This window comes from Kitasatospora sp. NPDC048365, assembly GCF_043200835.1.
Classification (GTDB): Bacteria; Actinomycetota; Actinomycetes; order Streptomycetales; family Streptomycetaceae; genus Kitasatospora; species Kitasatospora terrestris.
On record NZ_JBICYJ010000012.1, the window covers coordinates 141,577 to 155,206 of the forward strand.

15 protein-coding genes are annotated in these 13,630 nt (G+C 73.4%); 11 read left to right on the forward strand and 4 right to left on the reverse strand.

All coding sequences use genetic code 11. The annotated features are described in order from the left end of the window. Positions 1–25: 25 nt before the first annotated feature. The 4 genes from ACGFX4_RS15145 (at position 26) to ACGFX4_RS15160 (ending at position 3,314) form a co-directional block, all read left to right on the forward strand. Positions 26–1,324 carry an MFS transporter gene (locus ACGFX4_RS15145; protein WP_393073435.1) on the forward strand — a complete coding sequence of 433 codons (1,299 nt, stop codon included), beginning with the start codon at positions 26–28 and terminating at the stop codon, positions 1,322–1,324. An 11-nt stretch (positions 1,325–1,335) separates the two neighbouring features. Beyond that, positions 1,336–1,866, forward strand: a complete 531-nt coding sequence (locus ACGFX4_RS15150; RefSeq protein WP_393073437.1) for a GNAT family N-acetyltransferase — start codon at positions 1,336–1,338, stop codon at positions 1,864–1,866. Positions 1,867–1,950: 84 nt separating this feature from the next. Continuing rightward, on the forward strand, positions 1,951–2,280 hold the full coding sequence (locus tag ACGFX4_RS15155) for a DUF4229 domain-containing protein (protein ID WP_393073440.1): 330 nt from the start codon (positions 1,951–1,953) through the stop codon (positions 2,278–2,280). Continuing rightward, positions 2,277–3,314, forward strand: a complete 1,038-nt coding sequence (locus tag ACGFX4_RS15160) for a LacI family DNA-binding transcriptional regulator (protein ID WP_393073441.1) — start codon at positions 2,277–2,279, stop codon at positions 3,312–3,314. Before ACGFX4_RS15155 ends, ACGFX4_RS15160 begins: the two co-directional genes overlap by 4 nt. A gap of 20 nt (positions 3,315–3,334) precedes the next feature. Here the strand turns inward: ACGFX4_RS15160 and ACGFX4_RS15165 are convergent, their stop codons facing one another. Continuing rightward, complete coding sequence (locus ACGFX4_RS15165; RefSeq protein ID WP_393073443.1) at positions 3,335–4,564, reverse strand: MFS transporter; 1,230 nt, start codon at positions 4,562–4,564, stop codon at positions 3,335–3,337. Between the two features lie 356 nt (positions 4,565–4,920). On the opposite strand from ACGFX4_RS15165, the gene ACGFX4_RS15170 reads away from it, so the two are divergent. Then, positions 4,921–6,255 carry a dicarboxylate/amino acid:cation symporter gene (locus ACGFX4_RS15170; protein ID WP_393073446.1) on the forward strand — a complete coding sequence of 445 codons (1,335 nt, stop codon included), beginning with the start codon at positions 4,921–4,923 and terminating at the stop codon, positions 6,253–6,255. A 64-nt stretch (positions 6,256–6,319) separates the two neighbouring features. On the opposite strand, the gene ACGFX4_RS15175 is transcribed toward ACGFX4_RS15170, so the two are convergent. Next, complete coding sequence (locus ACGFX4_RS15175; protein WP_393073448.1) at positions 6,320–7,225, reverse strand: glycerophosphodiester phosphodiesterase; 906 nt, start codon at positions 7,223–7,225, stop codon at positions 6,320–6,322. A gap of 191 nt (positions 7,226–7,416) precedes the next feature. Further along, the gene (locus ACGFX4_RS15180; protein ID WP_345698595.1) at positions 7,417–7,620 is read right to left on the reverse strand and encodes a cold-shock protein; all 204 of its coding nucleotides are present in this window, start codon (positions 7,618–7,620) and stop codon (positions 7,417–7,419) included. 314 nt (positions 7,621–7,934) lie between these two features. On the opposite strand from ACGFX4_RS15180, the gene ACGFX4_RS15185 reads away from it, so the two are divergent. The 5 genes from ACGFX4_RS15185 (at position 7,935) to ACGFX4_RS15205 (ending at position 12,194) form a co-directional block, all read left to right on the forward strand. Further along, positions 7,935–8,795, forward strand: a complete 861-nt coding sequence (locus tag ACGFX4_RS15185) for a menaquinone biosynthetic enzyme MqnA/MqnD family protein (protein WP_393073452.1) — start codon at positions 7,935–7,937, stop codon at positions 8,793–8,795. 55 nt (positions 8,796–8,850) lie between these two features. Continuing rightward, positions 8,851–10,059 carry a cyclic dehypoxanthinyl futalosine synthase gene (gene mqnC, locus ACGFX4_RS15190; protein ID WP_345698596.1) on the forward strand — a complete coding sequence of 403 codons (1,209 nt, stop codon included), beginning with the start codon at positions 8,851–8,853 and terminating at the stop codon, positions 10,057–10,059. After that, on the forward strand, positions 10,059–10,658 hold the full coding sequence (locus ACGFX4_RS15195) for a hypothetical protein (RefSeq protein WP_393073455.1): 600 nt from the start codon (positions 10,059–10,061) through the stop codon (positions 10,656–10,658). Before mqnC ends, ACGFX4_RS15195 begins: the two co-directional genes overlap by 1 nt. Before the next feature lie 154 nt (positions 10,659–10,812). Next, on the forward strand, positions 10,813–11,400 hold the full coding sequence (locus tag ACGFX4_RS15200; RefSeq protein ID WP_393073458.1) for a hypothetical protein: 588 nt from the start codon (positions 10,813–10,815) through the stop codon (positions 11,398–11,400). 101 nt (positions 11,401–11,501) lie between these two features. Then, positions 11,502–12,194, forward strand: a complete 693-nt coding sequence (locus ACGFX4_RS15205; RefSeq protein WP_393073460.1) for a demethylmenaquinone methyltransferase — start codon at positions 11,502–11,504, stop codon at positions 12,192–12,194. A gap of 21 nt (positions 12,195–12,215) precedes the next feature. Here ACGFX4_RS15205 and ACGFX4_RS15210 read toward each other — a convergent pair whose 3' ends face one another. Then, complete coding sequence (locus ACGFX4_RS15210) at positions 12,216–12,689, reverse strand: GNAT family N-acetyltransferase (RefSeq protein ID WP_345698600.1); 474 nt, start codon at positions 12,687–12,689, stop codon at positions 12,216–12,218. 156 nt (positions 12,690–12,845) lie between these two features. Here ACGFX4_RS15210 and ACGFX4_RS15215 point away from each other — a divergent pair, with 156 nt between their 5' ends. After that, positions 12,846–13,613, forward strand: a complete 768-nt coding sequence (locus ACGFX4_RS15215) for an SCO2525 family SAM-dependent methyltransferase (RefSeq protein WP_393073463.1) — start codon at positions 12,846–12,848, stop codon at positions 13,611–13,613. Positions 13,614–13,630: the final 17 nt, after the last annotated feature.

Below are 13,630 nucleotides of genomic sequence, written 5' to 3' on the forward strand. Positions count from 1 at the left end.
GGCCCGGATCCCCGAGACTCGGCGGGTGAACGACGTCACCACCCGGCAGCCGCCCGCGCCCGCCCCCACCCGGTCGTCCCGCCCGCACTACGCCTGGGTCGTCTTCGGCGTCTCGCTGGTGGTGCTGATCGGCTCGGCCGGCTTCCGCTCCACCCCCGGCCTGATGATGGACGCGCTCTCCGGCGAGTTCGGCTGGTCGCACGCCACCATCTCCAGCGCCGTCTCGGTCAACCTCACCCTGTACGGCCTGACCGCGCCGTTCGCCGCCGCCCTGATGGACCGATTCGGCGTCCGGCTGGTGGTGGTCTGCGCCCTGCTCACCATCGCCACCGGCGCCGGACTCACCATCCTGATGACCCAGCCCTGGCAGCTGATCCTCTGCTGGGGCGTGCTGGTCGGCCTCGGCAGCGGCTCGATGGCCGGCGCCTTCGCCACCACCGTCTCCGGCCGCTGGTTCAAGGCCCGCCAGGGCCTGGTGACCGGCGTGCTCACCGCGGCCGGCGCGGCCGGCAACCTGGTCTTCCTGCCGGTGCTCGCCGCCCTGGTCGAGAACCACGGCTGGCGCGCCGCCGTGGTCACCGTCTCCGTCGCGGCCAGCGCCGTCGCCGTCCCGGTCCTGCTGCTGATGCGCGAACGCCCCGCCGACCTCGGCCTGCTCCCGTACGGCGCCACCGAACCGCCGCCCGCCCCGCCCGTCACCGGCAGCGCCCTGGCCCGCTCGCTGCGCGTCCTCAGGGACGCCGCCGGCACCCGCCCGTTCTGGCTGCTGGCCGGCTCCTTCGCGATCTGCGGCGCCACCACCGCCGGCCTGGTCGGCACCCACTTCATTCCGGCCGCCCACGACCACGGCATGCCCAACACCACCAGCGCGAGCCTGCTCGCCCTGGTCGGCGTCTTCGACGTGGTCGGCACCGTCGCCAGCGGCTGGTTCACCGACCGCTTCGACTCCACCCGGCTGCTGGTCGCCTACTACGGGCTGCGCGGCGTCTCGCTGCTCCTGCTGCCGCAGCTGTTCGGCGACTCGCTCCGCCCGCCGATCCTGGCCTTCGTGATCTTCTACGGCCTGGACTGGGTGGCCACCGTCCCGCCCACCGTCGCGCTCTGCCGCCGGTACTTCGCCGAGGACGCCCCGATCGTCTTCGGCTGGGTGCTCGCCTGCCACCAGATCGGCGCCGCCGCCGTCGCGGGCCTGGCGGGCCTCGCCCGCGACCGCTTCGGCGACTACGACGCCACCTGGTACGCGGCCGGCGGGCTGTGCGCCGTCGCCGTCCTGCTCTGCCTCGCCCTGCGGCAGCGGCCCGCTGCCGCCACCGCCGCCGCGTAGGCTGACCGATCATGACCCTGCGCTTCACCCTGGACCCCGAGCTCACCCCCGAGCTGCGCGCCGAGATCGTCAGCCTGTGGGCCGACGTCAGCAACGCCGGCGGCGCCGTCGGCTTCGTCCCCCCGGTCACCGAGGACGAGGTCTGGATCACCGCCGAGAAGCAGTTTGCCGGGCTCGGGCCCGGGCAGCCCGACCGGCTGCTGATCGGGATCGAGCCGGAGTCCGGGCGGGTCGCCGCCCTGGTCTTCTTCGAGTCGATGCGCTTCAACCTCATGGACCACTGGCGGATGCTCAAGCGCGTCATGGTCCACCCCGGCTTCCAGGGCCGCGGCTACGGCGCCGAGCTGCTCGCCGAGGCCGAGCGGGTCGCCCGCGGCTGGGGCCTGGCGGGCCTGCGGCTCACCCTGCGCGGCGGGCACGGCCTGGAGAAGTTCTACGGCCGCTCCGGCTACACCGAGGCCGGCCGGGTGCCGGGCGCGATCCGGGTCGCCCCGGGCGACGAGCGCGACGACGTCACCATGTGGCTGGACCTCCGCGACTGACCCGGGAGCAGGACGTGCTTCACTGGGAGGCCCGTGTCCCCCGGACCGCGTCGTCGTACCCCTGGCAGTAAAGGACCCCCTCCCGTGAGCAGCAAGAAGCACGCCACGCTCCGCTACACCTCCCTGCGGGCCAGCATCTTCCTGGGCTGCCTGCTGGTGTTCCTGGCGCTCGGTCACTTCGGCGTCATCCCGGTGGCCGGCTCCACCGGCGTGGTCTTCCTGGTCCTGCTGGCCGGCCTGGTCTCCGCGCCGATCAGCTACGTGGTGCTGGCCAAGCACCGCGACGCGATGTCCGAGCAGATCGCCGGCCGGGTGGAGACCATGCGCTCCCGGACTTCCGCCCGGATCGCCGCGCAGAACGCCGAGGAGGACGCCGCCGACGAGGCCGCCCGGGCCGCCTCCGCCCGGCAGTGACCCCGCCCGGCCCGGAAGCCCCCGGCGGGCCGCCGGCCGCTTCCGGCGGCAGGCGGCCCACCGGACGGGACGTCGCCCGGCTCGCCGGGGTCTCCCAGGCCGCCGTCTCGCTGGTCCTCTCCGGCGGTGACACCGGCCACCGGGTGTCCGACGCCACCCGGCAGCGGATCCGCGAGGCCGCGGACGCCCTCGGCTACCGCCCGCAGGCCGCCGGCCGCCAGCTCCGGCTCGGCCGCAGCGGCATGGTCCTGCTCGCCGTCCCCAACCTGCTCGGCCCGTTCTTCGGCCGCGTCCTCACCGGCGTCCACGCCGAGGCCGGACCGCTGGGCCTGGCCGTCGTGGTCAGCAGCGGCTGGGACGCAGCCACGCTCGCCGACGCCGCCGCCACCGGCCGCTTCGACGGCCTGCTGATCTGCTCCCCGGACGACAGCCAGCTCGGCGGGCTGCCCGCCGACACCCCCGCCGTCCTGCTCGACGCCGACCCGGCCCGCCACCCCGACCGGCCCACCGTCGAACTCGACATGGCCGGTGGCATGCGCGCCGCCGTCGGCCACCTCGCCGCCCTCGGCCACCGCCGGATCGGCCACCTGCGCTCCACCCTCTCCGCGCACACCTTCCGGGTCCGGCACGCCGCCTTCGAGTCCGCCGCCGCCGGGCTGGAGGTGCTGGAGGTCGGCGTCCCGCTGAACGAGGGCGCGCCCGCCGGCGTCGCCGCAGGCCGCGCGCTGCTCGCCCGGCCCGACCGGCCGCACGCCGTGCTCTGCGACGACGACGTGCTCGCCTCCGGCCTCTACCGGGCCGCCGCCGAACTCGGCCTGCGGATCCCGGAGGACCTCTCCGTCGCCGGCATCGACAACATCCCGATCGCCGAGCTCCTCGCCCCGCCGCTGACCACCGTCGACCTCCCCGGCGAAGCCCTCGGCCGGGCGGGCGTCACCGCCCTCGCCGCGCTGCTGCGCGGCACCCCGCCGCCGGCCGTGCCGCCGCTGGAGACCCGGCTGATCGTCAGGGGATCGACCGCGCCGGCCGGCTGAGCGGTCGCGGCGCCGTCCGCTCAGTGGGCCCGGACGGCCTCGGCCGGACGCGCCGCGGACGCGGTGGGGTGCGCCGCCGGGCGCGGCGCGAGGTACCGGCGGGTGGCCAGCAGGAGCAGGCCGCCGAGGGTGATGCCGCCGACGGAGCAGAGGGCGACCGCGGCCAGCGAGGTGTCGACCAGCATGCCGGAGACGGCGTAGCCCGCCGCGTTGCCGCCGGCGAAGAGGGTGACCAGCCAGGCGAAGGCCTCGGTGACGGTACCGGTGGGGGCGAGTTCGGCGACCAGCACGAAGGCGGCCGCGAGCAGCGGGGCCAGTCCGATGCCGGAGAGGAAGGCGAGGGCGGCCATCGGCCCGGGGCCGGGGAGCAGGACCAGGGGCAGGTAGCTGACGGCCATGCCGAGCGCCAGCACCCAGGTACGGGTCGCGGTGGTCGCCCGCCACCGGGCCGCGCCGTACAGCAGGGCCCCGAGCAGTCCGGCCAGCGCGGCGAGCGCGAGCAGGGTGCCGGCCCCGCCGGGCAGGCCGCCGGGGTGCTGCTCGGCGTACGCGATGAAGAGGACGTTCTGCGCGCCGACGGTCCAGCCGGCCCCGGCGAGGCCGATCAGCAGCAGCACCAGTCCGGGCGAGCGGAGCGGGCCGAGCAGTCCGGCGGAGGCGGCGCGCGGCGGGGCCTGCCAGCCGCGCGCGGGTGCGGAGGTGGCGACCACGAGCGAGCCGAGGATGCCGAGCGCGGCGGCCGTCCACAGGGCCGCGGACGGGGAGGACCAGGCGGCGATGCCGGCCACGGCGAGCGGGCCGGCGACGTACAGCACCTGCTGCGAGGCGGAGTCGAAGGCGTACGCGGTGTCCAGCTGACGCTCCTCCACCACGTCGGGCCACAGGGCGCGCAGGCACGGTTCGAGCGGCGGCATGAACAGGCCGGCGAGCGCGGCGCCCAGCGGCGCGGCGAGCGCGGAACCGGGGGCGACGGCGAGCAGTGCGTACCCGAGGGCGGCGACCACGGCGGAGCCGAGCAGGACGCGCGGCTGCCCGGTGCGGTCGACGATCCGGCCGAGGACCGGCCCGCCGACGGCGGCGGCGACGGCGTACGCGGCGGTGGCCAGGCCGATCCGGCTGTACGGGGTGCCGGCCTCGCGCAGCGCGAGGGCGATCACCAGCGCGGTCATGCCGGCGGGAAGGCGGCCGAGCAGGGTGCCCAGGAGGAGCCGGGTGACGTGCGGGGCGCGGAGCAGGGCGGCGTAGCCCATGGGTCGTCGTCCTCCGGTGGGCGGGCAGGAAGGTCGGATCGTCCGGATCGTCCCCCAAGTTATACGTATAACCGGACGAGCGTCAAAGCCCACCTAAAACTTCTACTTTGAACATCTCAAAGGTTTGTTGCTAGTCTCTCGGCCATGACCACCGCAGGCACCGCGCTCCAGCGCCGGACGGGCACCCCGCCCACCGGCCGCTGCGCCTGCCCGTGCGGTGCTGTGGACTGTCGCTGTATGCGGGCGGCACGCCTCTCCTGACGCCCCGGCACCTCTGCTGCCGGGTGGGCGTCCGCGTGTCGCCGTCCCCCCACCTCCCCCCCCGCCTGTCCCTCCCCACCCGGAGTCGCACCTCCATGTCCACAGCACGCACCACCCCCGCCTTCCTCGCGAAGGCCCGGAAGATCCCGTTCTGGGTGCAGATCGTCGGCGGCCTCGTCCTCGGCCTGCTGCTCGGCTGGATCGCCCGCGCCGGGGACGTCTCCTGGCTGACCACCACCCTGGACACCATCGGCAAGACCTTCGTCCAGCTGCTCAAGCTGGCCGTGCCGCCGCTGGTCTTCACCGCGATCGTGGTGAGCGTCGCCAACCTGCGGAACGTCACCAACGCGGCCCGCCTCGCCGCCCGCACCCTGTTCTGGTTCCTGGCCACCTCGCTGATCGCCGTCGCGATCGGCCTCGGCCTCGGCCTGCTCACCGACCCCGGCAAGGGCGCGAACCTGTCCACCCAGGGCCTCAAGGCCCCGGAGAAGGCGGGCACCTGGGTCGACTTCCTGACCGGCATCATCCCGACCAACATCGCGGACGCCTTCCTCAAGGTGAACGTCCTGCAGATCGTCTTCCTCGCGGTCGTGGTCGGCGCCGCCATCCTCAAGATCGGCGAGAAGGCCGCCCCCGCGCTGAAGCTGAGCGAGGCCGTCCTCGAACTCACCCAGACCGCCCTATGGTGGGTCATCCGGCTCGCCCCGCTCGGCACCCTCGGCCTGATCGGCAAGTCCGTCGCGGTCTACGGCTGGGACCTGCTCAAGCCCTTCGCCACCCTCACCGCCGACGTCTACATCGGCTGCGCGCTGGTCCTGTTCGGCGTCTACTCGGTGCTGCTGCGCCTGGTCGGCGGCGTCAACCCGCTGAACTTCTTCAAGGGTGCCTGGCCCGCCATCCAGCTGGCCTTCGTCTCCCGCTCCTCGGTCGGCACCCTGCCGGTCACCCGCCGCGTCACCGAACGCCTCGGCGTCCCCGACGAGTACGCGTCCTTCGCCGTGCCGTTCGGCGCCACCACCAAGATGGACGGCTGCGCCGCGATCTACCCCGCGCTGGCGTCGATCTTCGTCGCCCAGGTGTACGGCATCCAGCTCGGCATCGGCGACTACCTGCTGATCGCCTTCGTCTCGGTGATCGGCTCCGCCGCCACCGCCGGCCTCACCGGCGCGATCGTGATGCTGACCCTGACCCTCTCCACCCTCGGCCTGCCGCTGGAGGGCGTGGGCCTGCTGCTCGCCATCGACCCGATCCTGGACATGGTCCGCACCGCGACCAATGTGGCCGGCCAGGTGGTCGTCCCGATCCTGGTCTCGGCCCGGGAGAAGACTCTCGACCTGACCGCCTACAACAACCCCACCGGTGACCTGCTCGCCGCGGACCGCCCGACCGCGATCCCGGCCCAGACCACCACGGAGCCGGTCGCCGTCTGACCGCCCGCCACCCGTCGCGGCCCGTCCCCCACCCGGGGGCGGGCCGTCGCCGTACCCGGCCGGCTCAGCCGCCGGACGAGGCGAGCGCCGCCCTGGCCGCCTGGCAGCGCCGGTCCCGCCAGGCCTTCGCCCCGGCCGGGTCGTCGGTGATCAGCGCGTCCACGCCGGCGGCGGCCATCTGGGTCCAGCCCCGGCTGTCGTCCACCGTCCAGGCGTAGATCTGGCGTCCGCGCCGGTGTTCGGCGTCCACCCACGCCTTGCCGGCCGCCATCGGGGCCTCCACGGAGAGCGCCCGCAGCGGGAGGTCGCCCGGGTCCTCGGCGTGCCAGGTGCTCTGCAGCAGGGTGGTGGGCATCTCGGGGGCGGCGGTGTGGGCGATCCGCAGGGTCGGGGCGTAGAAGGAGTACAGCTCGATGTCCAGGCCGCTGGCCGAGGCCATCCGGGCGATCCCGGCGGCGTCCTGGGGGTTGCGGAGTTCCTTGATCTCCATCAGCAGCCGGGTGTGGCGACCCCTCATCCATTCCAGGAGGTCGGCGAGCCGGGGTATCGGCTGGGCGTTCCGGCCGTCCTTGGTCCGCAGCCTGGAGACCTGCTCGTAGGTGAGGTCCTGGACCTGGCCGGTGCCGTTGGTGGTCCGGTCGACGGTCAGGTCGTGCAGCAGGACCGGAACGCCGTCCCGGGTGACCCGGACGTCGGTCTCCAGCCAGTCGGCGCCCTCGGAGAGCGCGGCCGAGTACGAGGCGATGCTGTTCTCGGGCGCGCGCTTCGGCGAACCGCGGTGGCCGGCGATCTGTGGGGTGAAGCAGGCCAGCGGCGTGGTCGCGGACGTGGTCACCGTCTGGTCCGCCGGTGCGGCCCAGTACTTCCCCACGGCGAGCGAGCCGCCGGCGATGCTGAGGACGGCCATGGCCGCCAGGGCGGCGCGAATCGCCGCGGTGCGGGGACGTTTCCCGCCGATGGCCGCTGCCATGCCGAACCTGGTCTCCCCCGTGTGTTGCCGTGTCCCTGATCGGGACGCCCCCTCCGGTCGGATGGTTCCACATCGGGGTGACGGGCAGACAGGCAGGGGGCCCGGCACGGACGAACCGTGCCGGGCCCCCTTGGGACTGCTCTCGTACGGACCCGTCAGGGGCCGTGAGCGATCAGAACATCAGAGGACTGTCAGACGGGGGTGACGTTCTCCGCCTGCGGACCCTTCGGGCCCTGGGTGACGTCGAAGCTGACCGCCTGGTTCTCCTCCAGCGAGCGGAAGCCGCTAGCGTTGATGGCGGAGTAGTGGACGAAGACGTCGGGGCCGCCGCCCTCCTGGGCGATGAAGCCGAAGCCCTTCTCAGCGTTGAACCACTTGACGGTTCCCTGAGCCATGCCGTTCTCCTTGCGAGGGACGTATGGGAGGCCACACCGTGTGACCATCCGTCCGCTGCGCTGATCGCCCTGCCTCCGGCCTTGACCGGAGTTTTCTACTGAAAAATTACAAAAAGCCCGCGGTTACATGCTCCGCAGGCTCCAAGTACTGCAAGGGGAATCAAACTGCAACTGGTTGGAACCGTAGCACGCGGGGGCTGCCCCTACCAGGGGTGAACGCAGGTGCGAGACGGTGTGTCGGGCACCTGTTGCAAGGCCTGGAGTAAGCCGGGCATACCCTGCCAGGAGAGCACGAACGGCAAAGGGAGCACACGGTGATCAGGCCACGGGTGGGACATATTCAGTTCCTCAACTGTCTGCCTCTCTACTGGGGCCTCGCCCGGACCGGCAACCTGCTGGATCTGGACCTCACCAAGGACACTCCGGAGAAGCTCAGCGACCAGTTGGTCAATGGCCTGCTCGACATCGGCCCGATCACCTGTGTGGAGTATCTGCGGCACGCTCAGGAGCTGGTGGTGCTGCCCGACATCGCGGTGGGCAGCGACGGGCCGGTGATGTCCTGCGTGATCGTCAGCAAGGTCCCGCTCGGCGAGCTGGACGGCCGGCGGGTCGCGCTCGGCTCCACCAGCCGGACCTCGGTACGACTCGCCCGGCTGCTGCTGGAGGAGCGGGAGGGCGTCCGGCCGGAGTACTTCTCCTGCCCGCCCGACCTGGACGCGATGCTCGCCGAGGCGGACGCGGCGGTGCTGATCGGCGACCCGGCGCTGCGCGCCTCGCTGGAGCAGGCGCCCCGGCAGGGCCTGGCGGTGCACGACCTCGGCGCGATGTGGAAGGAGTGGACCGGGCTGCCGTTCGTCTTCGCGGTCTGGGCCGCCCGCCGCGAGTACGCGGAGCTCCACCCGGAGATGACGGCGGCGGTGCACCGGGCGTTCCTGGAGTCGCGCGACCTGTCGCTGGCGGAGGCCGGGAAGGTCGCCGAGCAGGCGGCGCGCTGGGAGGAGTTCGACGCGCCGGTGCTCCAGACGTACTTCAGCGAGGCGCTGGACTTCTCGCTCGGCGAGCGGCAGCTGGCCGGCCTCACCGAGTTCGCCCGCCGGGTGGCCCACGACAGCGGCTTCCCGGCCGACGTCGACGTGCGGCTGCTGCAGTCGGCGCCCCTGATCGGGCAGGTGTAGGAGGGGCGTAGGCTGGCCCGGTCGACCAGACAGTGCACAGAAAGAAGGCCGCCAGGTGTCCGAGCAGACCCCGTCCGCCGCTGAGCTGCAGGCCGTCCTCGACCGCGCGGCGGCCGGTGGCCGGATCACGCCGGAGGAGGCGCTGGAGCTGTACCGCTCCGCGCCGCTGCACGCGCTCGGCTCGGCTGCCGACGCGGTGCGCCGCCGCCGCTACGCCGGTGTCGAGCACATCGCGACGTACATCATCGAGCGGAACATCAACTACACCAACGTCTGCGTGACGGCGTGCAAGTTCTGCGCCTTCTACGTCCCGCCGAAGAGCGACAAGGGCTGGTCGCGGGAGCTGGACGAGATCCTGCGCCGCTGCGCGGAGACGGTGGAGCTGGGCGGCACCCAGATCATGTTCCAGGGCGGCCACCACCCGGACTACGGCGTGGAGTACTACGAGAAGAACTTCGCGGCGATCAAGGCGGAGTTCCCCGAGCTGGTGATCCACTCGCTGGGCGCGTCCGAGGTCGACCACATGGCGCGGATCTCCGGCGTCTCGGTCGAGGAGGCGATCACCCGGATCCACCGGGCCGGCCTGGACTCGTTCGCCGGCGCCGGCGCCGAGCTGCTGCCGGAGCGCCCGCGCAAGGCGATCGCCCCGCTGAAGGAGTCCGGCGAGCGCTGGCTGGAGATCATGGAGACCGCCCACGGCCTGGGCGTGGAGTCGACCTCCACCATGCTGATGGGCACCGGCGAGACCAACGCCGAGCGGATCGAGCACCTGCGGATGATCCGCGACGTGCAGGACCGCACCGGCGGCTTCCGGGCGTTCATCCCCTACACCTACCAGCCGCAGAACAACCACCTGAAGGGCTCGACCCAGGCCACGGTCTTCGAGTACCTGCGGATGATCGCCATCGCCCGGCTGTTCCTGGACAACGTGGCGCACATCCAGGGCTCCTGGCTGACCACCGGCAAGGAGGCGGGCCAGCTGTCGCTGCACTACGGCGCGGACGACCTCGGCTCGGTGATGCTGGAGGAGAACGTGGTCTCGGCGGCCGGTGCCAAGCACCGCTCCAACCTGACCGAGCTGATCCACCTGATCCGCACCGCCGGCCGCGTCCCGGCGCAGCGCTCCACCACCTACCAGCACCTGCGGGTGCTGGACGACCCGGCGAACGACCCGGTCGACCCGCGGGTGGCCTCGCACATCGCCTCCACCGCGATCGAGGGCGGCACCGCGCACCCCGAGCTGAAGATCCTGTCCACGAACTGATGCTGACGCTGCACCGGGCCCGGCTCGTCCTGCCCGATCCCGCCGCCGCCCCGTCGATCACCGACGGGGCGGTGCTGGTGGACGGCGCGGTGGTGGCGGCGGTCGGCCCGTACGCGCCGGTGGCCGGGGCCCGGGTGCGGGAGTGGGACGGGCTGCTGGTGCCCGGGCTGCGAAATCCGGCCGGGCACTGGCTGCTGGAGGTCGCGTACCACCCGGACCCGCGGGAGGAGCTGGGCGCCGAGCCGCTGCTGGCGGACGTCCCGGAGGCGCAGCGCGGGCCGAGCGCCCGGCGCGGCCTGCAGCGGATGCTGGGCTTCGGGACGACGGCGGTGGCCGGGCCGTTCGAACGGGAGGCGGTGCGTACCGCGGTGGCCCGCTCGGGCCTGGCGGCCCTGCCGGGGGACGGCCGCGAGGGCGGGCTGGACCCGCTGGCGGGCGGCGGGAGGCTCGCCGAGCTGGTGCACCGGCCGCTGGCGGTCGGCGGCCCGGCGGACTTCGCGGTGTTCGACGCGGCGTCGGTCGCGGAGCTGGAGGAGCGCGGGGCGGGCCACTGCCTGGCGACGGTGCTCGGCGGACGGCTGCTGTACCGGCGGCGGTGACGGCCCGTGAGGAACGATCCGGCCGCCGTGGCCTGATCTCGCGTCCGCGGTGTGATGGTCGTATGGAGCCGCCCGACCCGGCCGTGACCTGAGGGGTCGCCAGCGGCTACGATCCCGGTTCAGCACCCCGAGCTGCCGAGCCAGGACAGGAAGCATGCGATCCGCGACCCCCGACCGCCCCCGCGGCAACCCGGTGTCCCGGACGATGTCGCGGCGCGGCCGCGGCTGGTACCTCGGCGCGGTGCTCAGCGCCGTGGTCGCGGTCGGGATGTGCCTGCTCGGCTGGCGCCAGGCCGACCAGGCGGACCGGATCGCCGCCCACCCGGTCCGGGTCCAGGGCGTGATCACCCAGCTGCCCGGCGGCTCCGGCACCTACAGCCAGGTCGGCTACGAGGCGGACGGCCGGAAGCTCTCCGCCGCCGACCTGTGGCTGCCGGCCGACGCGAAGGTCGGCGACGGGATCTGCCTGGAGCGCGCCGCCGACGACCCGGCGGCGGTCCGGGTGTGCGGGGAGCGCTACCCGCAGCCGGTCGGGATCGGGCTGGCGCAGACCAGCGTCCCGGTGGCGCTCGCCCTGCTGGTGTTCTGCCTGTGGCGGATCCGGAGCCACCACCGGTCCCGCCCGTCCGGCCGGGCCGGCGTGCGCACCACCGTGGCGTTCGCCGCCGAGGGGATGCCGGCGATCACCCACGGCAAGCGCTCCCGCCGCCGCCGCAAGGGCGGCCGCCGGGCCCTGCGCTGACGGCCCCGCCGGGCCCTGCGCCGACGGCTCGGCCGGCCCGCGCCGCGGTGATTGCGCAGGGCGCTGCGATCGGCCGCGGCCGCTTGGTGAACAATGGGGGCGTGACCCGAGCCCATCTGGACAAGCAGCCGCAGGACGTCGCCGCGATGTTCGACGACGTCGCGGCCAAGTACGACCGCACCAACGACGTGCTCTCCCTCGGCCAGGCCCGCCTGTGGCGGCGCGCGGTGGCCGACGCGGTCGGCGCGACCGCGGGCCAGCGCGTCCTGGACCTGGGCGCGGGCACCGGCACCTCCTCGCTGCCGTTCGCCGAGGCCGGCGCGGACGTCGTGCCGTGCGACTTCTCGATCGGCATGCTCGCCGAGGGCAAGCGCCGCCACCCCGAGCTGGCGCTGACCGCCGGCGACGCGACGAAGCTGCCGTTCGCCGACGACTCCTTCGACGCGGTGACCATCTCCTTCGCGCTGCGCAACGTGCAGGAGACCGCGGCCGCGCTGCGCGAGATGCACCGGGTCGCCAAGCCCGGCGGCAAGCTGGTCATCTGCGAGTTCTCCACGCCGACCTGGACGCCGTTCCGCACCGTGTACACCGAGTACCTGATGCGCGCGCTGCCGCCGGTGGCCACCGCGGTCTCCAGCAACCCGGACGCGTACGTGTACCTGGCCGAGTCGATCCGGTCCTGGCCGGACCAGCCGGCGCTGGCCGCCGAGCTCCAGCAGGCCGGCTGGTCGAAGGTCGCCTGGCGCAACCTGACCGGCGGCGTGGTCGCCCTGCACCGCGGCTTCAAGCTCTGACGCGGGGGGTCGCCCGGCGGGTCACCCGCTGAGCGAGAGCCGGAGGATCAGGCGGTCGCTGCCCGCCCCGAAGTAGTCCGGCCGGTGGTCGACCCGGGAGAAGCCGAGCGACTCGTACAGGTTGAGCGCGACGGCGTTGCCCGGCTCGACGCTCAGCCGCACCTCGGCGACCCGGTCGGCGGAGAGCCGGTCCAGGCTCTCCACCATCAGCCGCCTGCCGTGGCCCACCCCGCGGGCGTGCGGCACCACGCCGAGGCCGAGCACCCAGCTCTGCTTGCCGTCCGGCGTGGTGGCCAGCAGCGAGTACCCGGACATCCGGCTGTCGCAGTCCAGCACCAGGAACCGCTCCCCGTGGACCTCGAACAGCTGGCGCAGCACGAAGAACGGGTAGGCGTCGTGCGGGAAGATCTCGTGGTCGATCCGGCTGAGCTGGACGAGGTCGGACTCGCCCGCGACCCGGATCACATCACTCGTTCGTGCGAAGCGCTGTTCCACGCCTGTACCTCCGGCGGCTCGCGGCCGGTAGGGGTGGTACCACCGGCGGCTACGGATCGGTCGTACCGAGTGTTCCCGACGAGTCGTCAACCTGGGTCCGGCTGCGGTAACTTGGCGGGATTGACAGTGCGTCACGAGTCGACTTAAAGGTCTCTCATGGACATCCTGCCCGCGCGGACGAACAGCGAAGCCCCCTGGGACCTGTTCGACTCGGACGCGTACCTCGAGCACAACTACCGGTCCCTGCGGTCGGACGACGCGCAGATCCTGGCGACGGTGCGCGACCACTTCCTGGCCGAACTCGACGGCACCGCGGACCGGTCGCTGCGCGGGATCGACGTCGGCGCGGGCACCAACCTCTACCCGTCGCTGGCGATGCTGCCCTGGTGCCGGGAGATCACCCTGTTCGAACGCTCGGCGCGCAACGTCGCGTGGTTGCGCACTGCGGTCACCGGGTACGGCGACAACTGGGACGCGTTCTGGGAGGTGCTGCGCGCCGGCAACGAGGTCTACGCGCGACTCGCGGACCCGAGGGGGAGGCTGACGGAGGCCGCCGACGTGCGGCAGGGGGACCTGTTCGACGGGCTGCCCGGCTCCGGGTACGGGATCGGCACGATGTTCTTCGTGGCGGAGTCGCTGACCACGGCGCACGAGGAGTTCGAGACCGCCGTCGACGTGTTCGCCGGCGCGCTGGCCCCGGGCGCCCCGTTCGCGGTGGCGTTCATGGAGAACTCGCTCGGCTACGACGTCGGCGACCTGCGGTTCCCGGCCTGCCGGATCGACTCCGACGACGTGCTGGCCAGCCTGGCCGACTACGCCGACCAGGGCCTGCGGGTCGAACGGATCGAGATCCCCGGCGAGCCCGTGCTGCGCGAGGGCTACACCGGGATGCTGCTGGCCCTCGGCCGGCGCAAGGGGCAGTGACCGCCGGGCGACCGGGG

Bases quoted from the DNA above. Each gene is read 5' to 3' on its own strand.
- ACGFX4_RS15150 (WP_393073437.1), top strand. From the start codon at position 1,336: ATGACCCTGCGCTTCACCCTGGACCCCGAGCTCACCCCCGAGCTGCGC.
- ACGFX4_RS15165 (WP_393073443.1), bottom strand. From the start codon at position 4,564: ATGGGCTACGCCGCCCTGCTCCGCGCCCCGCACGTCACCCGGCTCCTC.
- ACGFX4_RS15170 (WP_393073446.1), top strand. From the start codon at position 4,921: ATGTCCACAGCACGCACCACCCCCGCCTTCCTCGCGAAGGCCCGGAAG.
- ACGFX4_RS15175 (WP_393073448.1), bottom strand. From the start codon at position 7,225: ATGGCAGCGGCCATCGGCGGGAAACGTCCCCGCACCGCGGCGATTCGC.
- ACGFX4_RS15180 (WP_345698595.1), bottom strand. From the start codon at position 7,620: ATGGCTCAGGGAACCGTCAAGTGGTTCAACGCTGAGAAGGGCTTCGGC.
- ACGFX4_RS15195 (WP_393073455.1), top strand. From the start codon at position 10,059: ATGCTGACGCTGCACCGGGCCCGGCTCGTCCTGCCCGATCCCGCCGCC.
- ACGFX4_RS15200 (WP_393073458.1), top strand. From the start codon at position 10,813: ATGCGATCCGCGACCCCCGACCGCCCCCGCGGCAACCCGGTGTCCCGG.
- ACGFX4_RS15215 (WP_393073463.1), top strand. From the start codon at position 12,846: ATGGACATCCTGCCCGCGCGGACGAACAGCGAAGCCCCCTGGGACCTG.